This window comes from Corynebacterium sp. HMSC058E07, assembly GCF_001809885.1.
Taxonomy (GTDB): Bacteria; Actinomycetota; Actinomycetes; order Mycobacteriales; family Mycobacteriaceae; genus Corynebacterium; species Corynebacterium macclintockiae.
Window position 1 is genome coordinate 16,476 of the sequence record NZ_KV799268.1, and the last position, 23,871, is coordinate 40,346.

At 63.8% G+C, this 23,871-nt stretch carries 20 protein-coding genes; 6 read left to right on the forward strand and 14 right to left on the reverse strand.

Translation table 11 applies throughout. The features are described from left to right. Positions 1 to 5 precede the first annotated feature (5 nt). From HMPREF2678_RS03330 to HMPREF2678_RS03340, 3 genes are all read right to left on the reverse strand, one after another. The gene (locus HMPREF2678_RS03330; RefSeq protein WP_070550884.1) at positions 6 to 827 is read right to left on the reverse strand and encodes a type 1 glutamine amidotransferase; all 822 of its coding nucleotides are present in this window, start codon (positions 825 to 827) and stop codon (positions 6 to 8) included. Then, complete coding sequence (locus tag HMPREF2678_RS03335) at positions 828 to 2,318, reverse strand: Mur ligase family protein (protein WP_035002482.1); 1,491 nt, start codon at positions 2,316 to 2,318, stop codon at positions 828 to 830. Positions 2,319 to 2,384: 66 nt separating this feature from the next. Then, positions 2,385 to 2,732 carry an ArsR/SmtB family transcription factor gene (locus tag HMPREF2678_RS03340; protein WP_034968915.1) on the reverse strand — a complete coding sequence of 116 codons (348 nt, stop codon included), beginning with the start codon at positions 2,730 to 2,732 and terminating at the stop codon, positions 2,385 to 2,387. A 79-nt stretch (positions 2,733 to 2,811) separates the two neighbouring features. Between HMPREF2678_RS03340 and arsB the strand changes: the two genes are divergently transcribed. Both arsB and HMPREF2678_RS03350 read left to right on the forward strand, forming a co-directional pair. Beyond that, on the forward strand, positions 2,812 to 3,903 hold the full coding sequence (gene arsB, locus HMPREF2678_RS03345) for an ACR3 family arsenite efflux transporter (RefSeq protein ID WP_070550886.1): 1,092 nt from the start codon (positions 2,812 to 2,814) through the stop codon (positions 3,901 to 3,903). 17 nt (positions 3,904 to 3,920) lie between these two features. Next, positions 3,921 to 4,349, forward strand: a complete 429-nt coding sequence (locus tag HMPREF2678_RS03350; RefSeq protein WP_034968694.1) for an arsenate-mycothiol transferase ArsC — start codon at positions 3,921 to 3,923, stop codon at positions 4,347 to 4,349. 299 nt (positions 4,350 to 4,648) lie between these two features. Here the strand turns inward: HMPREF2678_RS03350 and HMPREF2678_RS03355 are convergent, their stop codons facing one another. The 3 genes from HMPREF2678_RS03355 to HMPREF2678_RS03365 all read right to left on the reverse strand — a co-directional run bounded on the left by HMPREF2678_RS03355 (position 4,649) and on the right by HMPREF2678_RS03365 (position 9,757). Further along, positions 4,649 to 6,667 (reverse strand): hypothetical protein, encoded by a 2,019-nt coding sequence (locus HMPREF2678_RS03355; RefSeq protein WP_070550888.1) that lies wholly within the window; start codon positions 6,665 to 6,667, stop codon positions 4,649 to 4,651. A 62-nt stretch (positions 6,668 to 6,729) separates the two neighbouring features. Further along, entirely contained in the window at positions 6,730 to 8,517 is a 1,788-nt protein-coding gene (gene leuA / locus HMPREF2678_RS03360; protein ID WP_070550890.1) for a 2-isopropylmalate synthase, read from the reverse strand. 301 nt (positions 8,518 to 8,818) lie between these two features. Then, positions 8,819 to 9,757, reverse strand: a complete 939-nt coding sequence (locus HMPREF2678_RS03365) for a DMT family transporter (protein ID WP_034968714.1) — start codon at positions 9,755 to 9,757, stop codon at positions 8,819 to 8,821. A 249-nt stretch (positions 9,758 to 10,006) separates the two neighbouring features. Here HMPREF2678_RS03365 and HMPREF2678_RS03370 point away from each other — a divergent pair, with 249 nt between their 5' ends. Together HMPREF2678_RS03370 and HMPREF2678_RS03375 are read left to right on the forward strand one after the other, a co-directional pair. After that, positions 10,007 to 11,272, forward strand: coding sequence for an aspartate kinase (locus tag HMPREF2678_RS03370; RefSeq protein ID WP_034975637.1), 1,266 nt, complete (start codon positions 10,007 to 10,009; stop codon positions 11,270 to 11,272). A 38-nt stretch (positions 11,273 to 11,310) separates the two neighbouring features. Continuing rightward, on the forward strand, positions 11,311 to 12,390 hold the full coding sequence (locus tag HMPREF2678_RS03375) for an aspartate-semialdehyde dehydrogenase (protein WP_035007747.1): 1,080 nt from the start codon (positions 11,311 to 11,313) through the stop codon (positions 12,388 to 12,390). Positions 12,391 to 12,427: 37 nt separating this feature from the next. On the opposite strand, the gene HMPREF2678_RS03380 is transcribed toward HMPREF2678_RS03375, so the two are convergent. Continuing rightward, entirely contained in the window at positions 12,428 to 13,702 is a 1,275-nt protein-coding gene (locus tag HMPREF2678_RS03380) for a ferrochelatase (RefSeq protein ID WP_070550892.1), read from the reverse strand. Between the two features lie 66 nt (positions 13,703 to 13,768). Continuing rightward, entirely contained in the window at positions 13,769 to 14,386 is a 618-nt protein-coding gene (locus HMPREF2678_RS03385; protein ID WP_070550895.1) for an RNA polymerase sigma factor, read from the reverse strand. A gap of 137 nt (positions 14,387 to 14,523) precedes the next feature. Between HMPREF2678_RS03385 and HMPREF2678_RS03390 the strand changes: the two genes are divergently transcribed. Beyond that, on the forward strand, positions 14,524 to 16,134 hold the full coding sequence (locus tag HMPREF2678_RS03390) for a catalase (protein ID WP_070550897.1): 1,611 nt from the start codon (positions 14,524 to 14,526) through the stop codon (positions 16,132 to 16,134). A gap of 74 nt (positions 16,135 to 16,208) precedes the next feature. Next, positions 16,209 to 16,634, forward strand: coding sequence for an organic hydroperoxide resistance protein (locus HMPREF2678_RS03395; protein ID WP_034971955.1), 426 nt, complete (start codon positions 16,209 to 16,211; stop codon positions 16,632 to 16,634). A 75-nt stretch (positions 16,635 to 16,709) separates the two neighbouring features. Here HMPREF2678_RS03395 and HMPREF2678_RS03400 read toward each other — a convergent pair whose 3' ends face one another. The 6 genes from HMPREF2678_RS03400 to HMPREF2678_RS03425 are packed head-to-tail and all read right to left on the reverse strand — an operon-like array spanning position 16,710 to position 23,709. Beyond that, a complete protein-coding gene (locus HMPREF2678_RS03400; RefSeq protein WP_034968740.1) occupies positions 16,710 to 17,111 on the reverse strand; it encodes a Na+/H+ antiporter subunit G in 402 nt (133 codons plus the stop codon). Further along, on the reverse strand, positions 17,112 to 17,390 hold the full coding sequence (locus HMPREF2678_RS03405) for a monovalent cation/H+ antiporter complex subunit F (RefSeq protein WP_034975626.1): 279 nt from the start codon (positions 17,388 to 17,390) through the stop codon (positions 17,112 to 17,114). It abuts the gene before it with no gap. Continuing rightward, positions 17,391 to 18,284 carry a Na+/H+ antiporter subunit E gene (locus HMPREF2678_RS03410; RefSeq protein WP_070550899.1) on the reverse strand — a complete coding sequence of 298 codons (894 nt, stop codon included), beginning with the start codon at positions 18,282 to 18,284 and terminating at the stop codon, positions 17,391 to 17,393. Positions 18,285 to 18,287: 3 nt separating this feature from the next. Next, the gene (locus HMPREF2678_RS03415) at positions 18,288 to 19,970 is read right to left on the reverse strand and encodes a monovalent cation/H+ antiporter subunit D family protein (protein WP_070550901.1); all 1,683 of its coding nucleotides are present in this window, start codon (positions 19,968 to 19,970) and stop codon (positions 18,288 to 18,290) included. Continuing rightward, positions 19,970 to 20,473, reverse strand: a complete 504-nt coding sequence (locus HMPREF2678_RS03420; RefSeq protein ID WP_070550903.1) for a cation:proton antiporter subunit C — start codon at positions 20,471 to 20,473, stop codon at positions 19,970 to 19,972. The genes HMPREF2678_RS03415 and HMPREF2678_RS03420 overlap by 1 nt, the downstream gene beginning before the upstream one ends. Then, a complete protein-coding gene (locus tag HMPREF2678_RS03425; RefSeq protein WP_371325828.1) occupies positions 20,470 to 23,709 on the reverse strand; it encodes a DUF4040 family protein in 3,240 nt (1,079 codons plus the stop codon). The genes HMPREF2678_RS03420 and HMPREF2678_RS03425 overlap by 4 nt, the downstream gene beginning before the upstream one ends. Positions 23,710 to 23,871 lie beyond the last annotated feature (162 nt).

The window sequence follows — 23,871 nt, forward strand, 5'->3', positions numbered from 1 at the left end:
GGCGCTTAGAGGCGTTCCTTTCTTAGCGACGCCACCTCGCGCTCCAACTGCCCGGCCAGCTCACCCTGAAACTCGGGGAGCTCGTTCAGCGCAACCCCCATCGCGCGGGCCAGCAGCCAGTCCGCCAACTGCGGATTCCTGGCCAGCACGGGGCCGTGCATGTACGTCGCCACGACGGATCCCTGCACGGCGCCTTCGGCACGCGTCTGCCGGTGGGCATCTTCGCCGGAAAGCCCGGCGGCCTCCGCGCCGTGGCTATCGGTGTTGCCCGTGCCGCGGGTTAAGCGCCCCAGAGGCTCCGCATCCGCGCCCAGGATTGTCGCACCCATGTGGTTGGCGAACCCCGTCAGCGGCTCGGTCAGGCCTGCTGCGCCGGTCACAGCGGAGGCTGTCGGGGTGGAGGCGATCTCGCCGATCATGCGCTCGGCGAGTTGGGACGTGGTGGCGTCAATAAGACCAAGACCTTCGACCGTGCGACCATGGCTGGTGAAGGACCGGCCAAACACCTGCAGACCTGCGCAAATAGCCAGAACCGGGCGGCCGGCGGCGACCGCGCGGGCGATGCCGCCGTCGCTGATGAGGTGCTCTGCGGCCAGAACCTGCGCGGTATCCTCGCCGCCGCCGACGGTGTACACGTCGAGAGTCTCCGGGACGGGCTCGCCCAGGTGAATGGGGTGAATCTCCGCGGAAATGCGCCGCATGCGGGCGCGCTGGCGCAGAACCAGGGCGTTGCCGTCGTCGCCATACGTGCCCAGCACGTCCGGCATGATCAGGCCGATGTTCAGGTCGGCAGGCTTGGTGGCGCCTGCGGCTCCGGTGGTGCTCATTTACGCATCCCCTTCCTTGTCCAGCACCCGCTTCAAATCGCGGAACGCCGTGTAGTTCGCCAGAACCTCCACGCGGCCCGGCGGGCACGAACGGATCGCCTCGACCGTGTCCTTGATCAGATTGTGCTCGACGGAGGCGTAGCCCAGGCGGACCGCCAGATCCGTGCCGCGCTCGCCCGCGGCCACCACGTGCACGCCCTCGAAGTTTTCAAAGCGCACGTCCCACAGCCACGACAGGTCCTGCCCGTCCGCAACCTGGCCGTTTACGCTGATCACGAGGCTATCGGCGGTACGATCCACCATCGACAGAGCTTCCTGCCAGCCGGCGGGGTTCTTCGCCAGCATCAGGCGGACCTCGTGGTTGCCGAAGCGGACCACAGAGTAGCGGCCCGCGACGTTATCCACCTTCTCCGCAGCGGCGATGGCCTGTTCGGTGGAGATGGCTGGCGTGGCTGGCGCGGAGTGTTCGGTGCCCTGCGCTAGCAACTCGCCCACCGCGACGGCGGCGGCGACGGCCTGGGTGGCGTTGCCGCGGTTCGCATTGCCCGGGAGCGTCAGGTTCATCGGGTGCAGAGTGCCCTCGCGGTCGATCAGCCCCTCGTCGGTGATGTGCCAATCGGGCGTTGGCCTGCGGAATTCGCGCCCGTCCGGCAGCTTCTTCGCCGCTAACCAGTCCACCACGCCGTCCTCGCCCGTGCGGTGGATGATTGCGCCTTCGGTGCGCGGGCAGCTTGTCGAATCGCCCGTCCAGCCGAAGCCAGCACTGACCCATTGGACGTTCGGGGAATCCCACGCGGCGGAGGTAACGGATACGTCGTCGCAGTTGGCGATGACCTGCATGTTTGGCCGTGCCTCCACGCACGCGCGCAGGGCGCGCTCGATCTTGTTGATCTCGCCGACGCGGTCTAGCTGGTCGCGCGAGAGGTTCAGCAGCACCAGCACGTCCGCGTCGAGTTTCTCGGCAATGTTGGGGACGTGCAGCTCGTCGACTTCGAGCACGACTGCTTCCGCATCGCGCCCGGCGAGCAGCGCGCTGATCACGCCCGCGTCCATGTTGTCGCCACCCTCATTGGTGCAGACAGTCGCAGCCGTGCGGACGGCGCTCGCCAACATGCGGGTGGTCGTGGACTTGCCGTTTGTGCCTGTGACCAGCACCGTTGGGCGTTTGGTGCCACCCTTTCCGGCGCCGAGGCTCGCCATCAGCTGCGGGTCGATTGCCCCGCCGACCAGGCCGCCGATCATGCCGCCGGCTCCTCGGCCCGCCTTTTTGGACGCCCACGTCGCCAGTTGCGCCATGCGGATCGCAACGGAGCTGCGGAACCGCTGCAGCCCGGAGCGGCGTGTGCCGGCGGGCTGAGTGCCGGCGGGCTGAGCGGCTGCAGGCTGAGCGCCTGCGGCTTGTGCGCCTGCGGCTTGAGCGCCCTGGCTCTGCTGGGCACCTGCGGCTTGTGCCCCCGCAGGCTGAGTGCCGGTTTGATCAGAGTTATCCATGGGGACTAAGTGTACCCGCCGGGGTGTGCTGGAAATTGGAGGCTGGCGCGCCGGGCCTGATGATCATTAGTCCATCTGGAGAACCGTGCGGAGTTCGGCAAAAAGTTGGGGTTGTATCTGGTGCGTGACTGTGCGACCGGTTCGTATCTTGCGGAGCAGGCCTGCCTGGGTGAGCCGCTTTAAATGATGGGAGACAGTAGGCTGGCTCAGTCCAGTGATATCTGCCAGCCGGTTTACACTGATAGGCTCGCAGCCCTCGGCTGCCAGGTGGGAGAGTATTTGCAGGCGGGCAGGGTCGGCTAGGACTTTGAACAAGATGGCATACCTGGTGGCCTCGAAGTCCGACAATGGTCCGCTACCAAGTGAACAACATGTTGAGAGGTCGGAAAGCGGAAGAATCTGTGGAGTGGCCATGCCAACAATCATATATTGACACATGTCGATACGGCACCTAGTTTAATATTGATACTAATCAATATATGGAGAAGATCTCATGGTAGCTTCCTCGCGCTCTCGTATGTCTTTTTTGGATCGGTTCTTACCTGTTTGGATTATCTTCGCAATGGTCGCGGGGCTGTTAGTGAACCATGTAGTTCCGGGAATTGGGGAGAAGCTCGGAGCTCTAGAAGTCGGGGGCATTTCGTTTCCTATTGCACTCGGCTTATTGGTAATGATGTATCCGCCTCTGACAAAGGTTCAGTATGACAAGACTCGCCAGATCGCTTCTGATAGACGCTTGATGACAGTTTCCATTGTCTTGAACTGGATCGTGGGGCCGGCATTAATGTTTGTCTTGGCGTGGCTGTGTTTGCCAGATGAGCCTGAACTGCGCACCGGTTTGATTGTCGTTGGCTTGGCACGGTGCATAGCCATGGTTCTGGTCTGGTCGGAGCTTTCTTGCGGTGATAGGGAGTTAACTGCGGTACTGGTGGCAGTTAACTCCGTGTTCCAAGTGCTTATGTTTGGCGTGTTGGGGTGGTTCTACCTGCAGGTACTCCCGGGTTGGTTGGGGCTGCCTACAACCTCGGCCGACTTCTCGTTCTGGTCAATTGTGATTTCTGTCTTAGTGTTTCTGGGTATCCCATTGGCGGCTGGTCTGGCTTCTCGCGTGTTTGGTGAGAAGATCAAGGGGCGGGAGTGGTACGAAACCAAGTTTCTGCCAGCAATTTCTCCACTTGCATTGGTTGGGCTGCTGTACACGATCGTGCTCTTGTTTTCACTGCAGGGGGAGCAGATCTCCGAACACCCATGGGCGGTGGCACGTACGGCTGTTCCACTGGTCGCATACTTCGCTGGCATGTTCGCGATTAGCTTGGTCGTTTCAAAGGTAACGGGGTTGAGCTACGCGCAGTCTGCATCGGTTTCTTTCACTGCTGCGGGAAATAACTTCGAGCTTGCTATCGCTGTGTCAATCGGAACTTTTGGAGCGACTTCTGCGCAGGCATTGGCCGGAACGATTGGTCCGCTTATTGAGATTCCTGTGCTGGTTGGACTGGTTTATGTCATGCTCTGGATGGGGCCAAAACTTTTTGCTGGGGATCCTACGCTGCCCACTCAGGCTGGTAGCCCCACACGATTCGGTTAATGAGGAAGCAAATCAAAATGAGTGCGAAACCTAAAGTTCTCTTTGTCTGTGTAGGTAACGGCGGGAAGTCACAGATGGCGGCTGCCATAGCCGAAAAGCATGCTGGTGAGATGATTGAGATATTTTCCGCTGGCACCAAACCAGCCGAAAACCTAAACGCTGAATCGGTGGAAGCTGTAAGTGAAGTCGGCGCTGATATGTCCGGGGGCCACCCGAAGGAAGTTGATTCAACATTGTTGCGGGAGGCTGATCGCGTGATCATTCTCGGAAAGGATGCGCAGCTAGAGCTTCCAGATGAAGCGCGAGGCAGTCTTCAGCGGTGGGTTACTGACGAGCCTTCCGCGCGTGGGGTAGAGGGTATGGAGCGCATGCGGCTGATCCGTGATGATATCGACGCCCGTGTGCAGACTCTCGTTGCCGAACTGCTCGACGGTTGGAGCGGATAGTCCCTAATCCCGTTTAAGCGGTTTTATTGGCGCCCGCGGGGCCGGGTGCGTGCAAATCGGCCTGACGGACGTCGTAGGTTTGCCGCGAGTTTTGCAACATTTCCGACACTCAAGGGGTTCAGTGTCCCAAATTCCACGTCTTAAAACATAACTATTCTGTTTGCGCAGGTCAGAGGGTTGTGTTTTTGGGCTTCATGTTCGCTACTTTCAATAACTCGAAGATTTGGGACATCCGTAATTTTGCAGGCCAGCCGGGGCGCTCCCGCGTGGTGCTGGCGGGGTCAGTGAGACCCGTGGGGCTAGTGGGAATTGCTTCCACGGCCACTGCTGCCGCTGTGGTTGATGTTCTTGCCACGCTTACCGCCGCCTTGGCCGCCATTCTTGCCGCTACTACTGTTTTTGCCACCGGAACCACCGGATCCACTCTTGCCGCCGGACCCGCCGGATCCATTGGATCCTCTGGAGCCCTTGCGGCGCCGGCGCCTCCGACGATTTCGCTTCTTGTTGGGGCCAGGGATATGTCCTCTGTGACCTCCGGAATTGGGGCCAGGGTTGCCGGAGTTACTGGAATTGTGGGCAGAGGTGCCAGAGTTACCAGCATTAGAGGAGCTGCCGGAGTGGCCGGATTCGCCGGAAGAGCTGCCGGAATTGCCGGAAGAGCTGCCAGATTTACCGGAACCGCCCTGAGGGCCGGCCAAACCGCTGGTTCGCGGGCGCGCGTCCGCACCCGGCTTCGTCGGAACGGCCTCCTTCTCGCCGGGCTGCACGCTATCGAGCAGAGCCAGGAAGTCCTCATCCCGGATCAGGGGAATCCCCTTCCGGTCGGCGTGCATGGCCTTGCCGCGCAACTCGTAGTTTTCGTTGCACACCACCAGCGAGCTGCGACGATTCAACTTCTCGCTATACGCCAGCCCGGCCGCAACACCCTGTCCGATCAGCACGTCCGGGTCGATCTCCACATCCGGGCTGACCACGAATTCCATACCTTCGACCAGCGGTTCCCCGCGCTTCCACGCCCCGGGGTTCACGTAGGGCCGGGGGGAGCTTGCGGCGTCAATACGAAGGCCGCTACGGCGCAGCCCAAATTGATCGGCCGCGAGGTCCTCAGGGTCCAGCACAGTCAGCTCGCCGCTGCGCTGCTGCGCGAGGGCGAGTGCGGCGGTGAGGCGCGCGTTCGCCTCGAGCAGCGTGTCGGGGTCGATGTCTTTGTTACTTATTGACGCCACCGCGCCCACCTCTGGCAGCGCCGCCGCAGAGGCCTGCACGGCGGACCGGCTGGCGTTTGCGGGGACGTTTGCGCTGGTGTGAGCCTCAGTGGTTGGGGCGGAGTCGGTGTGAGCGGAGTTGGGGGCGAGGCCGTAGCTGGCGACGATGGCGCGGAGGCGCGGGTCGGTGGCGTCGGCGGCCTGGCGACGGGCGGTGGCGAGAGTGTCGATGATGGAGACCGGTGCGGGGGTTGGCAAGCGGCGACCGGCGCGGCCGCGGCCGCGGCTGCGACGGCCGCGGTTCGCTGAACGCTGCGACAGTTTGAACTCGTGGGTGAGGAAGCCCCACACGTAGTCGGACTCGTGCATGATGAGCGTGCGTCCGTCCAAGGCCTGGTGGATCAGCTGCGCGCTGGAATTGAAGCCCAGTGCCTGGGACAATTCGGTGACTTGGTAGCCGTGGAGGTGCCAAGGACCCGCATCTTCGCCGGGGTTGAGGTGGCGGGTCAGAGCGCCGACTTCCTGGCCGATGTTGATGGTCGGCAGCTCCTCGGCGCTGGCGGGAGTGCCTGCGCCGGAGCCGAAGAACACCACGGAAAGTGCCACCAGGCGGGAGGTTTTCGGATGGATGCCGGAGGTGGAGATGCTCACTGCGGCGAAGGGAGCCTCCTCTGGGGAGGGGAGTTCGTGCAGGGCGGACTCCAGCTCTTCGCGCGGGCTGGACTGGTCGGTGGTCTCACTGTTGTCGTTGGAGGCACCGCTGGAGTCGCCATTGGAGTTACCGCCGGGGGCACCGCTGGGGTCGCCGTTGGAGTTATCGCCGGGGGAACCGTCGGAATTGTCGTTGGTGGCCGCGGCGGATTGGAACTCGGGGGTTGGTACCGAGGTTGTTGCCGGAGTTGCCACCGGCTCGGCATGAGCCTCGGCGCCTTCGGGGGAGTGGTGAGGGGCGGGGGTGTGGGCGTCCGAAAAAGTACCGTCAGAAAAAGAAACAGCGAGAGAACCTGCAGGGCGAGTCACCCTGCGGCGCGGGCGCCTGCGACGGCGCGCGCCGGTGTGCCCTGAGCCGGTGTGCTCGGGGCCGGGGGCGGCCGAGTGATCGTTCTCGTTCATGGACTACATACTACCCAGCGGGGAACCGCGCCCCGCTGGCAGGTTGCGCGGTTCCCCGGACCCTAGACCCCCTGGGAAACCCCAGCCGCGGCATCCTGCGAACGGTTCACCGCAGAGGTGATGGCCTTCAGCGACGCGTAGGTAATGGAGCTGGCGATGCCCACTCCCCAGTACTTCGCCCCGTTGACCTCGGCCAGGACGTAGGCGGCGGCCTCCGCGTCGTCGCCCGAGGTGCGGGCGTGCTGGCTGTACTCTTGAACCTCCACGTCGTAGCCCAGTTCCTCCAGTGCGTTGCAGTATGCGCTGATCGGACCGTTGCCGCGGCCCTGCACCGTCTTGCCTTCGCCGTTGAACTCGATCTGGCCGGTGACCTTGGACTCTTCGCCCTCGTTCTGGCCGCCGTCGACGGTCAGGGAGATCGTTTCGATCGGGGTGACGCGGTCCAGGTATTCGCCGGAGAAAATGTCCCACATGGCCTTCGGGTTCACCTCGCCGCCCTCGGCATCGGTGACGGCCTGCACGACGGAAGAGAACTCCACCTGCATCGGGCGCGGCAGCTGCAGGTTGTGGTCGGTCTTCATGATGTAGGCCACGCCGCCCTTGCCGGACTGGGAGTTCACGCGGATCACGGCCTCGTAGGAACGGCCCACGTCCTTCGGGTCGATCGGCAGGTACGGAACCTCCCAGGTCTCCTCCTCGAGAGCGTCCAGGCCCTTGTTAATCGCATCCTGGTGGGAGCCGGAGAACGCGGTGAACACCAGGTCGCCACCGTAGGGGTGGCGCTCCGGCACGCGCAGCTGGTTGCAGTACTCGACGGTGCGGCGCACCTGGTCGATGTCGGAGAAGTCGATTTGCGGGTCCACGCCCTGGGTCAGCATGTTCAGGCCCAAGGTGACCAGGCAGACGTTGCCGGTGCGCTCGCCGTTGCCGAACAGACAGCCCTCGATGCGGTCGGCGCCGGCCATGTAGCCCAGCTCGGCGGCGGCCACACCGGTGCCGCGGTCGTTGTGCGGGTGCAGCGACAGGATGATGGAGTCGCGGCGGTTCAGGTTGCGGTGCATCCACTCGATGGAGTCCGCGTACACGTTCGGGGTGATCATCTCGACGGTGGAAGGCAGGTTCAGGATGATCGGGTTCTCCGGCGTCGGGTCCATAATCTCGACGACAGCGTCGCAGACTTCCTTGGCGTAGGCGACCTCGGTGCCGGTGTAGGACTCCGGGGAGTACTCCCAGCGCCAGTTGGTGTCCGGGTAGTCCTTGGCGATTGTTCTGATCAGCTCGGCTGCGTCGGTGGCCAGCTTCTTGATGGCCTCCTTGTCCTTGCGGAACACAACCTTGCGCTGCAGCTTCGAGGTGGAGTTGTAGAAGTGGACGATGACGTTCTTCGCGCCCTCGCAGGCTTCGAAGGTGCGGCGGATCAGGTGCTCGCGGGCCTGGACCAGTACCTGGATGGTGACGTCGTCGGGGATCATGTTGTTCTCGATGATCTCGCGGACGAAGTTGAAGTCGGTCTGGGAGGCGGAGGGGAAGCCGACCTCGATCTCCTTGTAGCCCATGTCGACCAGCAGTTCGAACATGCGGCGCTTGCGCTCGGGGCTCATAGGGTCGATCAGCGCCTGGTTGCCGTCGCGCAGATCCACGGCGCACCACTGCGGAGCGCGGTCGATGACCTTGTCGGGCCAGGTGCGATCCGGCAGGGTGATCTCTTCTACTTCTTCGAAGAACGGCTGGTAGCGCGCGTGCGGCATGGTGGAGTTGCGTTGCTTGTTCCACGCCGGCTGGTCTGCGGGGATCTCACCGTTCGGGGTGTTGATGCGGGCGGGTGCGGAGATGAAAGTGTCGTTGGACATGGGTGCGGGGCTCCTGGGAAAGAAGTGGGTGTTCTTGTCTGTATTTCCCGACCGGCAACGCCAAACTCCGCGACGGGGTGCCGGTCGGTGGGTGAGCTGTTAGCCCACAATCGCTTAAACCTTTGAGCCCCGCCGCGTCACAGAAGCAGGTTGCGCGCTAGCGTTGTCATGGCTCCGACTATAGCCCGAGTATTAGCTGCGTCACAGGAAAACGAGACAAACGCGCCCCAAATCCCACATATTGGGAAATCTGTCCCTCATTGTGTGGTGTTTGTTGCTGCTTTTCTTTATGGCGCCTTCTTTATGACGCCGCCGTCTCCGCCCCTGTGGCTCCAGCATTCGGTGCCGCTTCCGTGTCTGTATGGTTCGCCCCGCCTGCGGCTGAGGCCTCTTCCTCGTCGATCGACTTACGACTCAGGATCACCGTCGAGATCGTCATCACTGCAATGGCGGCCGCCATGTAGGCATACTCCCAGCCTTCGATCTGGAACTTCTCGCCCAGCACGATGTAGCCCAGCACGAATGCCACCAGCGGCTCCACCACCGTCATCGCGGGCAGGGAGTTCTTTAGCGGTCCCGCATTAAAGGAGGCCTGCTGCACCGCCGTGCCAATGGCTGCGAAGGCGATGAGTGTCCACAGTTCCCATGAAGCCAGCAGTGCGGCCGTCCCGGCATCGCTGAAAACATCCACCACGGCTTTCGAGAGTACGGCGACGTATCCCATGATCGCGCCGGTGATCGAACCCAGTACCAGCGCGCGCAGCGCCGCCGCCTGCTGCAGCGCATACACGAAGAACGCCAGCAGAATCACCGCGCCGATGCCCAGGCATACCAGCCACACGCTCAGGTCTGGCTCGCGGTGCCCGGGCGCCGGGTTGCCGCGCACAACGAGGATGGCTACTGCGGCCGTCAAAAGCCCTGCCCATGCTGTTTCGGACGCCGATATCCGCCGCCCGTCGTACTTCGCCGACAGTGGCAGTGTGAACATCAAAGACAATACGAGGATCGGCTGTACTACCAGTAGTGTTCCGAACGCCAGCGCCACGATCTGCAGCAGGTATCCGAACAGTGCGCTGGCCACGCCGACCCACCACATGGGCTGCTTGATGGCATCCCAGATAGCGCCGCTGCGATTCTCGCCGGAGGCGACGGCGATGCGGTGGCGCACCACCGTCCCCCAGGCGATGGTGAGTGCGGAGCCCAAAGCGAAAACAACTGCGAGAGCGTTGTTTTCGAGCATCGTGCCCCCTCACTTCTCTTTGGATTTGCTGGTCTAGTTCGCCGGGTCGGTCTCTGGGTACTTTATCGGACTCCGGGGGCTGCGCCGATCATTAGTCTGCGGTGCGCGTGTTACGTATGTGACGAATGTGGTTTACGGAAGAGGTGGCGTCATAAAGTAAAAAAGAGTTACCCGAAACCTAGCCCCAGGGAAACAGACCGAGTAGTCTAAGGACTTGTTAAGACTAGAACCGGAAGGTGGCAACAACCAGTGGCGCTCATCGTTCAGAAATACGGCGGCTCCTCGCTGGAAAGCGCGGAGAGGATCCGGCGCGTAGCCGAGCGAATCGTGGAAACAAAGAAACAGGGCAACGACGTGGTTGTCGTCTGCTCCGCCATGGGAGATACCACTGACGACCTGCTGGAACTCGCCGAGCAGGTCAACCCCGTGCCGCCCGCACGCGAGATGGACATGCTGCTGACCGCTGGTGAGCGCATCTCCAACGCACTGGTGGCCATGGCTATCGCCTCCTTCGGCGCGGAGGCGCAGTCCTTCACCGGCTCGCAGGCAGGCGTGCTGACCACCGAACGGCACGGCAACGCACGCATCGTGGACGTCACCCCCGGCCGCGTGCAGGAGGCTCTGGACGAAGGCAAGATCTGCCTGGTCGCCGGATTCCAGGGCGTGAACCGCGAAACGCGCGACGTAACCACCCTCGGCCGCGGCGGATCGGACGCCACCGCCGTAGCCCTGGCCGCCGCGCTGAACGCCGACGTGTGCGAGATCTACTCCGACGTCGACGGCGTGTACACCGCGGACCCGCGCATCGTGTCGAACGCCAAGAAGCTCGACACGATCTCTTTCGAAGAAATGCTGGAGATGGCGGCCGTCGGCGCGAAAGTGCTGATGCTGCGCAGCGTGGAGTACGCCCGCGCATTCGACGTGCCACTGCGCGTCCGTTCCTCGTACAGCACCGATATCGGCACCCTCGTCTCTGGATCAATGGAGGATATTCCCATGGAAGAAGCAGTACTCACCGGCGTGGCTCACGACCGCTCCGAGGCCAAGATCGCCGTCCTCGGCATCCCGGACTCCCCGGGGGAGGCAGCGAAGGTCTTCCGCGCCGTCGCTGATGCCGAGATCAACATCGACATGGTCGTGCAGAACATCAGCAAGATCGACAACAATCGCACCGACATCACCTTCACCTGCCCGCGCACCGACGCCACCCGCGCCATGCAACTGCTGAAGGGCATCAAGGAGCAAAACGACTGGCAGGACATCATCTTTGACGACCACGTGGGCAAGGTCTCCCTGGTCGGCGCTGGTATGAAATCCCACCCCGGCGTGACCGCCGACTTCTGCGAGGCCCTGCGCGACGCAGGCGTGAACATTGAACTGATCAGCACCTCCGAGATCCGCATCTCCGTACTAATCCGCGACACGGACGTGGATAAGGCCGTGCGCGCCATCCACGACCGTTTCCAGCTGGGCGGCGACGAAGTGGCCACCGTGTACGCTGGAACGGGACGCTAAACCAGCAGCTTAAGCAGATAGAAGAGGTAGATCCCCGTATGACCACCATCGCCGTCGTCGGAGCAACCGGCCAAGTAGGTCGCGTGATGCGCGACATCCTCGTCGAGCGGAACTTCCCGGCGGACAAGGTGCGCTTCTTCGCCTCCGCACGTTCTGCAGGTAAGACGCTGGAGTTCCGCGGCGAGCAGATCGTCATCGAGGACGTCGCCGCCACCGCCACCGAGGATCTGCGTGGTATCGACATCGCGCTGTTCTCCGCAGGCGGCGGAACTTCCCGCGAGCACTCCCCGCGCTTCGCAGAGGCCGGGGCGATCGTCGTGGACAACTCCTCGGCCTTCCGCAAGGACCCGGAGGTCCCGCTGGTCGTCTCCGAGGTGAACCCGCAGGACGTCAAGAACACCCCCAAGGGCATCATCGCCAACCCAAACTGCACCACTATGGCCGCCATGCCGGTGATGGGTGCGCTGCACAAGGCGGCGGGGCTGAACCGCATGCACGTGAGCTCCTACCAGGCAGTTTCCGGCTCCGGGCTGGCTGGCGTGGACGCACTGGTGCGCCAGGTGCTGGACAACCTGGGTGGCGCTGACGGTGGCGAAGCTGGCATCGAGAGTGGCGCCGCGGCCGACGCCCTGCGCAAGCTGGTGCACGACGGCTCCGCGCTGAAGGCAGAGGACCTGGGCCCCTACGTCGCCCCCATCGCCTTTAACGCCCTGCCGCTGGCGGGCAACCTCGTCGATGATGGCTCCGAGGAGACCGACGAGGAGCAGAAGCTGCGCAACGAATCCCGCAAAATCCTGGGAATCCCAGAGCTGCGCGTGGCCGGCACCTGCGTGCGCGTGCCCGTCTTCACCGGCCACACCATGACCATCCACGCGGAGTTCGACCGGGAGATCACCCCGGATACCGCCCGCCAGCTACTGGCCGACACCCCAGGTGTGAAGGTCGTGGACGTGCCCACCCCGCTGGCCGCCACGGGAATCGACGAAAGCCTGGTCGGTCGCATCCGCCAGGATCAGACCGTCGACGGCAACCGCGGCCTAGTGCTGGTCGTCGCCGGAGATAACCTGCGCAAGGGCGCGGCGCTGAACACCATCCAGATCGCGGAGCTGCTGGTCTAGCGTTGCGCCGCGTCGCGCCGGGTAGCTCGCCCGGCCTCTAGGCCTCGCTGCCGCAGCAACCCGGGGCACACGGCTTGCCGTTGAACGTGTGGCCGAAGTCCGGCACCGTCGCCAGGTCGCCCACCACCTTCGCCGCCAGAGCTCGCGCGGCGTGCTGATCTTCGGTTAGGCCGGGGAGCGGGGCGTCATCAGCAACAACAAGATCGACCACCATCTCCGCGAAACCGGCGGTCAAACCCGGGGTAGCAACGCGCGCGAAGGGGATGCCCGCCTCTGCGGCGGCCTTGCGAGCCTCCGTGTCCAGGTCCCACTTGACCTCCATATGGTCGGTGATGAAGCCCACCGGGCACAGCACGATCGCGCGTTTGTTGCCGGCCTTCGCGCGCGCCTCGATGTGGTCGCATACGTCCGGCTCTAGCCACGGCACATGCGGGGAGCCCGACCGTGACTGCCACACGAGCTCGACGTCGAGTGCGGTGCCGACGCCAACATCAACCCCCACCTTCTCACCAGTGTGGGCGGGTCCGTCGCCACGGCCTCCAACGTTTTCGTGACGGGAAAGGCGGCCAGTCCAGGCATAGTCCGCGCCGCTGCCGGGGGTATCGGCGAAGCTGCTGGCCTGCTGGATCAGGCGGGAGGCATCCAGAACCTGCTGGGAGTACAGGTTCCCGCCGAACTTGTGCGGACCTGCTGCCTTATCCGCCACCGTCGGCACGGAGTGGGCAGTGAAGACCAGGTCGGCCTCCGCCGCGGCTTCCTCGCCATGCTCGGCACGCAGCTCTTCGCGGGCAGCATCCACTGCCTGGGCGAACTCCGCGATGAAGGTCGGGTGGGAGTGGAACTGCGGCAGTCGTTCCACCGTCGGTACATCCAGGCCGGCCTCCTCGCAGGCGGCGATGGCGCGGCGCAGGTCCTCTTGGTACTGCGAGCAACCCGAGTAGCCGCCCCAGGCGCTGGTGGCGAAGACGTAGACGTGGCGGATGCCATCGCGGGACATCTGCTGCAGTGCGTCCTCCACGTAGGGCTCCCAGTTGCGGTTGCCGAAGTACACCGGCATGTCGATGCCCCGGCGGGAAAGCTCGGCCTCAATGTTGCTGATCAGCTGCTTGTTCTGGTCGTTGATGGGGGAGCGGCCACCGAGGGCGAAGTAGTGCTCGCCCACCTTCTCCAAACGCGCGCGGGGGATGCCGCGGCCGCGCGTGACGTTTTCCAGGAAGGGGACCACGTCCTCGGACTTCTCCGGGCCGCCGAAAGATAGCAGTAGCAGGGCGGAGTCGGCGGCGATGGACGGGTTGCTGGGGCTCGTGCTCATATTCACCAGCCTAGCCCGTTGACCCCGCAGTTCTTTAAACGTGGCGGGGTCGTGGCTGTACCCGATTTAGGCCACACCGAAGCGGCGCTTGTTGTTCTTCTTTGTGACGCCACCTTTCCCACCGGCGGCCATCTCAACCAGGTCGGCACGCGCGCGGGCGACGCGGGAGCGGATCGTGCCTACGCGGACGTTTGCGATCTTCGCAGCCTCGGCGTAGGTGTAACCCAGAACCTGCGTGAGGATCAGAGCCTCGCGGCGGTCGGCCTCCAGCTGGTCGATGAGGGCGCGGGTATCTACCCACTCGGCCCAGCTCTGCCCACCGGTCGTCTCGGCGGCGGGGGTGGAGCTGGTGGCGTCCTCGATCTCCGTGGAGGAGCTGCGGGGGCGGGCCATGTCGTGGCGCACGCTATCCACCCACACGCGGTGGGCGAGGGAAAGGATCCAGGTGCGCGCGGTGGAGCGGGCGGCGAAGCGAGGCAGGGCGCTCAACACTCGCAGGTAGGTCTCCTGCGTGAGGTCGTCCGCGCGGTCGGTATCGGCCAAGTGAGCCAGCAGGCGCCACACGTCATCGTGCGTGGCGGAGATGAACTCCGTGAGGGCTCGGCGGTCGCCACTGGCGGCGCGCAGGGCGAGGTCGGTCACAGCGGCATCACGTGCCTGGCTGTCGGTTGCCTGGCTGGTCATGGAAAAAGCCTAACACGCAGGGCGCGAAATTCTGGCAAGGTGGGGTGCTAGAACCACTAGAGCCACACGGGTTCTAGTGCGGCACTAGAGGCCAGGTATCAGGCTCTGTATCAAGGCCAGGTATCAAGGAGGTACCAATGACCAACGACGACCCAATCGCCACAGCTAAGGACGTCGCCTCCCGTGGAGTGTGCCCGTACTCCGGGAATTCGACGAACGTCAACGGCTCCCCGGTCAGCACCGAGGAGCACTCCGCGACCGTGGGCGACCAAGGCCCGCTGCTGCTGTCCGACGTGCACCTGGTGGAAAAGCACGCGCACTTCAACCGCGAGCGCATTCCCGAGCGAAACGTCCACGCGAAGGGCTCCGGCGCCTTCGGCGAGCTGACCATCACCGAGGATGTGTCCAAGTACACCAAGGCGGATCTGTTCCAGCCGGGACGCGTGACCCCGATGCTGGCCCGCTTTTCCACTGTCGCGGGCGAACAGGGCTTCCCCGATGCGGTGCGCGACGTGCGCGGATTCTCGCTGAAGTTCTACACCCAGCAGGGCAACTACGACATCGTGGGCAACAACACCCCGGTGTTCTTCCTGCGCGACGGCATTAAGTTCCCGGACTTCATCCGCTCCCAGAAGCGCCTGGCGGATTCCGGCCTGCGCTCCGCGGACATGCAGTGGGACTTTTGGACCCGCTCCCCGGAGACCGCACACCAGGTGACCTACCTGATGGGCGACCGCGGCATCCCGTGCGACTTCCGCCACATGGACGGCTTCGGCTCCCACACCTATCAGTGGATCAACGCCGCCGACGAGCGTTTCTGGGTGAAGTACCACTTCAAGACCCGCCAGGGCTGGAAGTTCTACACTGACGACGAGGCCGCTAAGGTCATTGCTTCGGGCAACTTCGATTCCTCCCGTCAGGATCTTTATGACGCCATTGAGCGCGGCGATTACCCCACGTGGGATGTGAAGGTGCAGATCATGCCGGTCGCTGAGGCGGAGGATTACCGTTGGAATCCCTTCGACCTGACGAAGACCTGGTCGCAGAAGGATTACCCGCTGATCCCGGTCGGCCACTTCACACTGAACGAGAACCCCCAGAACTTCTTCGCCCAGATCGAGCAGGCCGCCTTCGCGCCGTCGAACCTGGTGCCGGGCATTGGCCTGTCCCCGGACAAGATGCTGCTGGCCCGTTCCTTCGCCTACGCCGACACGCAGCGCTACCGACTGGGCGTGAACTTCCACCAGCTGCCTTCCAACCGTTCCGTGGTTCCGGAGAAGAACTACTACACCGCCAAGGACGGCGCGGGTAACCAGGAGTTCCCACCGGCAGGTACCCCGGTGTACTCCCCGAACCGCTTCGAGCGTGGGGAGGGCGCCAACGACGTCAACGATGGCTCCGGTGCCGTCGAACAGGGCGTGGCCGTCGGTGAATCGCAGTACGGCTTCGGCCGTGGCCAGGAATCTGCCGTGACCGCGGCGGAGGAACTTGGACTATTCGACGACCTGCACGGCACCGACCTAACCCGCGGCGCCTACGTCCGCCACCCCGAGGACGACGACTTCATCCAGGCCGGCCAGCTTGTGCGTGAGGTTCTGGATGACGCCGCCCGGGAGCGCCTGGCCAACAACATCGCGGGCGCGATGGAGGGGGTCTCTGACCAGGTCGCAGAGCAGTGCTGGACCTACTGGGGCAAGGTCGACGAGAACCTGCGCGACCGGGTGAAGGAAATCTTCACCGGCAACTAAGCCTGCGGGTTCACGTAGGCTGGGCGCCGACCGATGGTTACAAAGATCAGTTTGAAGAAAGGATTGTTCTTCACATGAGCGACGCACTGTACACAGCAAAGGCAATTTCTACCGGCGGTGGCCGCGACGGCCACGTCGCCACCGACGACCGTCAGATCGACTTGGATGTTCGCCCGCCGAAGGCACTGGGTGGCTCTGGCGAGGGCACGAACCCAGAGCAGCTGGTTTCCGCCGGCTGGGCAGCCTGCTTCAACGGTGCTCTGCAAAAGACCATCAAGGAGGCTGGTGTGGAGATGACCCAGTCCCCGGAGGTCACCGTCGAGACCGCACTGAACAAGGTTCCGGAGGGCTTCCGCCTGTCCGCGAAGATCACCGCCACCGTTTTCGGCGTTGACCAGGCCAAGGCCGACGAGCTGGTCGCGGATGCCCACGCATTCTGCCCCTACTCCAAGGCAATGCGCGGCGAGATCGACGTGGAGGCCGTCGCCACCGTCGGCTAGTCTCGATACACAGCGAAAAACGAGCCCGCCCCACCAAGTTCGTGGGGGCGGGCTCGTTTTTGTGTGCGCTGGGTGCTACTTCGGTTCCTTCGCCTTCTGTCCGCCGGACAGAGGTACCGTGTGATCCCAGTGCGTTGCGTGCAGCGCACGGCCCATCACGTAGGAGCCGGTGGCGCCGATCACCAGCAAAGCGGTGATGGCGACGATGGCGCGGATCAGCTCGCCCAGGATGAACCCTTCCGTCGACCAGGAATACACCAGGTTGGCGCTGATCAGCAGTGGAAGTCCCACGCCGATGGCTGGGCCCACCATGTTGACCTGACTGAGGGCGTCCGGAGCAAGATACATCGCGCGGGCAGAAACAAAGATAAAGACCGCCCCGAGAATGGCGAGCACACCTGCGGTAATCGCGCCGAGCCACCCGGGTTCGCTGAACTCGACCATGTCGCCAGCGGCGGCGAGGATTGTTGTGGACATTTAGCGCCTCCCTCGGGAAATGATGCGGGCGTAAGCGATCGTCGACAGCGCGCCGAAAAGCCCGGCGAACAGCGCGACCTCGTAGGTGATCGACGTGCGGTGGAAGATCGAATAGCACAGGAACAGCCCTGCCATCGCCATGAATACCATGTCGGAAAGGACGGCGCGGCGGGCGTCATTGTGAGTAGATACCGCGCGCCACAGCACCGTAAACAGCGCGATGACCACGATGGCGGCGGCGATGCCCACCAGGATGTTGAGTAGGTCCTTGGGCTCCATCTACTTGCCTTTCTTTCTCGGGGTTTTCTTCGCTCGCTTCTTGGCTCTATCCGGGTTTTCTCTCGGGTAGAGCGGATCGTACAAGGTCTCTCCAGGTTTGGTGCGCCCTTCCTGGTCGGGTTGGGACGCCCCCAGGTTGTCCCCGCGGAACGTATCAATATCGGGGGTTGCGTTAGAGATCCGCGCCTTGGCGCGTTCCGCGTTTCGGCGGGCGATCTCGTAGCGCTCCTTACGATCCATGTCGCGGACGTCGTCGGGGTTCTTTTCCTCCTCGTCGGATTGGAGGATCGCGGCGACGAACGCGGCGGCGTGCGGGGTGGAATCCACCTTCTCCACATCGAAGACAGTCTCGTCCGACGCGCGTCCGCCGCGGGAGCCGCGGAAACCGCGCGGGCCGGGGCGGCCTTTCTCCACCAGGTACTGCACGTCGAAGTTCAGCGGCTTGTCCTTCACCGAGGGGGCGAGGTGCTCCTCCATATCCGCCAAGCCATCCAGCAGTTCCTGGGGATCTGAACCGTACATGGCGTGGACCGCTAGGAAGCGCTGCACGTGGTTCAGCCCGTGGGTATTGAACTCCGAGCGGGCCACGGCGAAGGCGTCCTTCGAACTGCGCTCACCCGCAGCTGCGTCGTAGTCGACTTCCTTCGGACCGGTCACGCCCAGGGAGAGCGTGCCGGGGGTCATGGTGATCGAGGCGATGAAGGCCGCTATGTCCCGCTCGCTGGTTACGCGCAGCGGGTAGTAGATCACCACGGGCGCGATGTTGCGGCCGGTGCCGAGGGTATCGACTGCCATTACGACGGATTCCTTGATGATCTGCCCGGTTAGCCACACGACGTATCCCAGCGCGTGGCCGGTGGACTTTATTGCTTGGACGACATTGAACCTCGCCATGGCTTAGTTCTCCTTCCCGTGCTGAGCCGGTTGCTCCGCGTTGTCCCGTTCGGTGCGCTCCCGGAGGGCGTCATCATTCGTCGTACTACGAGCACCGGTAGGGACGTTGTCCAACCCGCTCGGCCCGGGCGGCAGCACCGCGCCGATGGCCTGATCCGGATCGCCAAGTACCGCTTCGACGTAGGCCGTCGTATCGGTCAGGTTGTCGGCAGCCTTGTTGACCTGCTGGAAGATCGGGCCGGCGCCGATGAACATGCCGACGGAAATCAGCATCATGACTGCGGATGGCCACACGTAGCGGTGCGGGACCCGCAAGTCTGGGTCGGTCTCGTTGGAGTTCATCTGACGCCCCCAGAACACCTCGCGCCACACGTAGATCATGGAGACCAAGGCTCCGATGGAGGAGACGATGATCGCGCCGATCGCCAGCCAGGTTTTCCACGTGCCGTTTTGAGCCACGCCGAATACCAGCGCGAGCTTGCCCCAAAGGCCGGAGAACGGAGGCAGGCCGACAATCGCCAGCGCGCCCGCGGCGAAGACGATGGCGACGAAACGGTCGCGGCGCATCAGGCCGGACAGCTTGCGCAGGCGACCGGAGCCATAGGTCTCCTCGATCGCGCCGGAGGCCATGATTAGCGACCCGGCGACGATCATGTGGTGCAGCATGTAGAACAGTGCCGCGCTGAGCATCAGCCGTGCGTTGTCGCCGAGGAAAGCCAGGCCGATCAGCATAAACGGAATGCCGTTGACCATCTGGTAGGCGATCACGCTGCGCATCGTGGTTTCGCCTAGGCCGGCAAAGCCGCCGATCAGCATGCCCAGCACCATGATCACTAGGATGCCCCAGGACCAGGTGGGGTCGCCCTCGAAGACGGTCAGGTACACGCGGAAGATCGCGTAAATGCCGACCTTGGTGTGCAGACCGGAGAACAGAGCCATCACGGCTGGGGAGGTCGAAGGGTAGGCGCGTGGCAGCCATGTGTGGATCGGTGCCACGCCCGCCTTCACGGCCAGCGCCAGCAGCACTATGCCGAGCGGCACCACCAGCTGCCACTGGTTGCCGAACACGCCCTCGGCGAATTCGGTGCCGCGCGGGCCGGCTGCGCCTGCCAGGGCTGCCAGGTTGGTGGTGCCGACGACGGCGTAGACCAGCACCACGCCGCTGAGCAGCAGCAGGGAGGTAACCAGGTTCACCACGATGAACATCCTGCCCGCGGCCAGGCGCGCCCAGGTGCCGGTCATCGCCAGCAGGCCGAACGAGGGCATGAGCATGACTTCGATGAACACGAACAGGTTAAACAGATCCGCGGTCAGCAGCGCGCCCCACACGCCGCCGATCAGCATCAGCGTGAGGGCGGGGTAGAAGCGGGCACGCGTCTCGCCTACCACGTCGGCAAACCAGTTGGCGGCCAGCGCGACCACAGAGGTCGTGAGGATCATGATGCCCGCCAGGTTGTCCGCAGCCAGCGGGATGGAGATGCCGCCGACGAACCCGCCGACGTTATCGACCATCACGGTGTGGGGGTCGCTGACCTTCACCAGTACCCAGATGCTGGCGACGATGCCGAAAGCGGGCACCAGCAGGCCGAGAACGCGGCGCACGCTGCTCCACGGAGCCATTGCTGCGATAGCAGCAGCCAGCAGCGGAACAACGATGAACAGGCTAAGCAGGGAACTTCCGGGCATTACTTCTGCGCTCCCTTCTTGCTGGAGTCCTTGGCCCCGTCCTCATCTGCGGACGAGTGCACCTCGGTGTAGTCGTTCGCGCCGAGCTTGGTGGCCTTGTTTTCCTCGACCACGCCACCCTGAGCCTTGGCCTCTTCGTAGTTCTTCCACCCCATGGTCTGCAGGGTGCGCAGGCGCCGGGAGGCGGTCTCCACGTCGTCGCTACCGACCGTGTCATCATCGCGACCCAGCGCGGCCATCGCGAGCATCACGGCCGTGGACGCCATGGAAATCACAATCGCCGTGAGCACGAACGCCTGGGGGAGCGGGTCAGCGGCCTGCTCGGGCGTGGCGCGGTCCATCAGCGGATCCATGCGCCACGCGCCAATGCCCGCGGCGAGGATGAGCAGGTTCACGCCGTGGCCCAGCAGCGTGATGCCCATGATGATGCGCAGCATTCCGCGCTGCATCACCAGGTACCCTCCGCCCGCCACCAGGATGGCGATGATAGCTGCGATGATCACTGGTGCTCTCCCTTCTTGTCGACGCCCTCAGCCTCAGCAGACTCGGTCTCCAGCTTTTTCTTGTCGGGGGAAACCGGCGCGCGGGCCGCTTCGCGCTCTGCCCGGTGGGCTTCCTCCTCTGCCTTCGCCGCTGCGGAGACCTGGGAGGGATTGAGCAGGATGTCGCTGCCGCCGGCAGTGATTGCCACCGGGGAGCGCCTCTTGGCGGGATCCGCCTTGGCCTCGATAGGGGTGGGGCGCTTGCCCTTCGAGTTCAGACCCATCTTTTGCTTCGCTTCCGGGGCGCGGAACTTCGACTTCAGCGTTGCCGGATCCGTACCCGGGCGGTCGCGGCCACCCATCTGGTTGATGACGATAACCACCAGGCCGAGCACGGCCAGGTACACGCCACCGTCGAAGATCAGGGAGGTGGTCATGTGCTGCCCCAGAATTTCCCCATGGATGGGGGACAGGAACCCGTCCTTGGCGTAGCCGACCAATCCGGCGAGGAGAGCCATAACCATGCCGGACCCGACGAGGGAATAAGCCACCTGGTCGGAGAACAGCTTCTTCGCGCGGGACTGCCCCAGGTAGTACATGAAAATGCCGCAGGCTGCGATCAGCGCGGCGACGAAGCCGCCGCCGGGTGCCTGGTGCCCGCGCCAGAAAGTCGCGGCGGACAGTAGCGCCAGAATCGGGATCACCGGATACATCGTCATCCGCGAGTTAATCGAGTTCAAGTGCGTGGAACGCAGGTACTTGGAGTAGAACGGCGCCAGCTCCGGCACCTTGTGCACATCCGGGAAGCGGGTGGAGCCGGGCGCGCGGAACAGCTCCGCGGTGGACCCCGGGCCGTAACCCGGCACCGGCGAGCGGGGGATGGACTTGATCAGCGCGGCGATCACGATGCCCGCCATGCCCAGAACCGACAGCTCGCCCAAGGTATCGAATGCACGGAACTCCACCAGGATCACGGCGACCACGTTGTTGCCGCCGGAGATCTCCGGGGTGTTTTCCAGGTACCACTGCGAGATCGCGGGCTTGTCGTGCCGGCCGATGAGCAGCCACACGCCCAGGAACGTGATCAGACCGACCAGCACCGCCAGCACTGTGGCAAAGCGGGAGCGGTTCGCCCCCTCGCGGAGGTACAGGCGAGGCTGGTGGCGGATCACCAGCATCATGATGACCACCACGCAGAACTCGACCAGCAGCTGAGTTGTCGCCACATCGGGCGCGCCCAAAGTCAGCATGACCCAGGAAACACCCACACCGACCACACCGACCAGCACCACGGAGGCCAGTCGCGAGCGGGTGCCGATCATCACCAGCACACCCAGGCCCACAATCACGAGCCCTACCAAGTCCACGATGCTGTCGATGCCCTCGACCCGCGGGTTCAGGTCTGCCACGCCCTCCAGGCGCCCCGGCCCCATCAGGGAGAATCCCGCTAGCAGAATCAACATGGCGAAGATCCACACCACGTGCCGGTTCGGGTTCACAGAATTCGCCAGGCGGCCAAACATGCGGCCGATTTTCGTCGACCGCGCGATGAACGCGGTGATGATCTCCGCGCCGGTTGCCACCCCGAGTCGCTTGCCCTCCAGGGGCTGGAGCAGGGGGCGTCGATAAATAACAACAATAACGCCCGCGACCAGCACTGCGACAGAAATACCCAACGGCACCGTCAGGCCGTGCCACAGCGCCAAGTGCGTGTGCGCGTGGCCAAGATCCGTGGCATCAACCACGTGATCAATCGTCTCGTCGAAGATGCCCATGAACGTGACAACCGGCAGCGACAGCACGCCAGGCAGAACCGCGGGCAGCCACAGGCTCACCGGCGCCTCCTTGACGTGCGACATATCCTTCGGGCCGTCGATAAACGCGCCGAATACATAGCGGGCGGAGTACACGAACGTCGCCAGCGCGCCGATACTCGCCGTGACCAGCAGGGTAACTACGCCGACGTTGCTAAACGGCGCCTCTTCGAACGCGGTGAGCATGCCTTCCTTCGACACGAAGCCGAAGGTCGGGGGAATCGCAGCCATTGACGCCGCCGCGATCACAGCGGAAACAAAAGTAAAAGGCATCTGGCGCCACAGCGGGCCGAGGCGACGAATGTCTCGCGACCCGGCTTGGTGGTCAACCACACCGGCGATCATGAACAGGGAGGACTTGAACAACGCGTGAGCAGCCGTGTGGACCAGCGCGGCGCTGATGGCGAAGGGAGTGCCCACGCCGATGGTGGCGACGATCCAACCCAGCTGGGAGACCGTGGAATACGCCGTGAGCTTCTTCAAATCCGTCTTCTGCACGGCGAACACGGCGGCCATGATGGCGGTCGTCATGCCGATGACAATCAACAGCGTGTGCCAGGCCATCACGCCCTCAAACAGGCCGGAGAAGCGAAGCAGCAGGTAAACACCCGCCTTGACCACAGCGGCGGCGTGCAGGAAGGCGGAGACCGGAGTGTCCGCGGCCATTGCCTCCGGCAGCCAGAAGTGGAAGGGAATCTGTGCAGCCTTGGAGAACGCCGCCAGGGCGATGAGGACGGCAACGATAGCCAGGCGGACATCCTGGCCCTCCCAGGCAGGGGAGTGCAGCATGGCCGTGAGGTTCGTCGTGCCCGTGGTGATCACGCCAATACCCAGGGCTGCCAGCAGGAACAGGCCGCCGACGAAGGTGAGGAGGAGGGTGCGGATCGAACCGGCCTCGCCGCCGGAGCCCGAGCGGGCGATGAGGAAGAACGAGGCCAGGGAGACTAGCTCCCAGCCGATGAACAGCAGCGCAACGTCGTCCGCCAGCACCAGCAGGAGGACTGCCAGCATGAAGGAGGTCATGAGCACGTAGAAGCTCATGATCTTGTCGCCCTTGTGCAGGTAAGCGGTGGAGTAGATGAAAACAACCGCGCCGATGAGCAGCGCTAGGAGGGTGAAGAACAGCCCCAGGGAATCCATCTTCAGGGCCAGGTCGAGGGCGCCTGAGTTTGCGTTGCCTGCACCGCCCGCGCCCGCTGTGCCGCCCGCGCCTGCTGTGCCCGCTGCACCGCCCGCGCCTGTGAGGAAACCTTGGATCCATGTCACGGACCACGTGGCGGTCTTGCCGTTGAGTATCGGATCCGCATGCTTGATCACGTACCCTGCGAGTGCCAGGAAAGTCAGGCCTAAAGGCCAACCGGCTTTACGATCAAGTGTTTTGACCAGCAAGGGGACGAGGATGAGCGCCACCGCTATGGTGACGGGGATGGCCAGCACTGCCACGTGTCTAAAACACCCTAACCAATGAGTTCGACGACGATATCTTAGGCAAACGCACAATCGCCTTCAACGTCCCGAACTGCGGAGCCGATCGATCGCTCCTAGTGTCTCCAAGATGCGCGGGAGGGTGACCTCGGAGGGCTAGAAAAAATTGGGCGGTCCGTC

Excerpts from the sequence above, each read along its gene's own strand:
- HMPREF2678_RS03330 (WP_070550884.1), bottom strand. The coding sequence starts at position 827 with ATGAGCACCACCGGAGCCGCAGGCGCCACCAAGCCTGCCGACCTGAAC.
- HMPREF2678_RS03335 (WP_035002482.1), bottom strand. The coding sequence starts at position 2,318 with ATGGATAACTCTGATCAAACCGGCACTCAGCCTGCGGGGGCACAAGCC.
- HMPREF2678_RS03340 (WP_034968915.1), bottom strand. The coding sequence starts at position 2,732 with ATGGCCACTCCACAGATTCTTCCGCTTTCCGACCTCTCAACATGTTGT.
- arsB (WP_070550886.1), top strand. The coding sequence starts at position 2,812 with ATGGTAGCTTCCTCGCGCTCTCGTATGTCTTTTTTGGATCGGTTCTTA.
- HMPREF2678_RS03350 (WP_034968694.1), top strand. The coding sequence starts at position 3,921 with ATGAGTGCGAAACCTAAAGTTCTCTTTGTCTGTGTAGGTAACGGCGGG.
- HMPREF2678_RS03355 (WP_070550888.1), bottom strand. The coding sequence starts at position 6,667 with ATGAACGAGAACGATCACTCGGCCGCCCCCGGCCCCGAGCACACCGGC.
- leuA (WP_070550890.1), bottom strand. The coding sequence starts at position 8,517 with ATGTCCAACGACACTTTCATCTCCGCACCCGCCCGCATCAACACCCCG.
- HMPREF2678_RS03365 (WP_034968714.1), bottom strand. The coding sequence starts at position 9,757 with ATGCTCGAAAACAACGCTCTCGCAGTTGTTTTCGCTTTGGGCTCCGCA.
- HMPREF2678_RS03375 (WP_035007747.1), top strand. The coding sequence starts at position 11,311 with ATGACCACCATCGCCGTCGTCGGAGCAACCGGCCAAGTAGGTCGCGTG.
- HMPREF2678_RS03380 (WP_070550892.1), bottom strand. The coding sequence starts at position 13,702 with ATGAGCACGAGCCCCAGCAACCCGTCCATCGCCGCCGACTCCGCCCTG.
- HMPREF2678_RS03385 (WP_070550895.1), bottom strand. The coding sequence starts at position 14,386 with ATGACCAGCCAGGCAACCGACAGCCAGGCACGTGATGCCGCTGTGACC.
- HMPREF2678_RS03390 (WP_070550897.1), top strand. The coding sequence starts at position 14,524 with ATGACCAACGACGACCCAATCGCCACAGCTAAGGACGTCGCCTCCCGT.
- HMPREF2678_RS03395 (WP_034971955.1), top strand. The coding sequence starts at position 16,209 with ATGAGCGACGCACTGTACACAGCAAAGGCAATTTCTACCGGCGGTGGC.
- HMPREF2678_RS03400 (WP_034968740.1), bottom strand. The coding sequence starts at position 17,111 with ATGTCCACAACAATCCTCGCCGCCGCTGGCGACATGGTCGAGTTCAGC.
- HMPREF2678_RS03405 (WP_034975626.1), bottom strand. The coding sequence starts at position 17,390 with ATGGAGCCCAAGGACCTACTCAACATCCTGGTGGGCATCGCCGCCGCC.
- HMPREF2678_RS03410 (WP_070550899.1), bottom strand. The coding sequence starts at position 18,284 with ATGGCGAGGTTCAATGTCGTCCAAGCAATAAAGTCCACCGGCCACGCG.
- HMPREF2678_RS03415 (WP_070550901.1), bottom strand. The coding sequence starts at position 19,970 with ATGCCCGGAAGTTCCCTGCTTAGCCTGTTCATCGTTGTTCCGCTGCTG.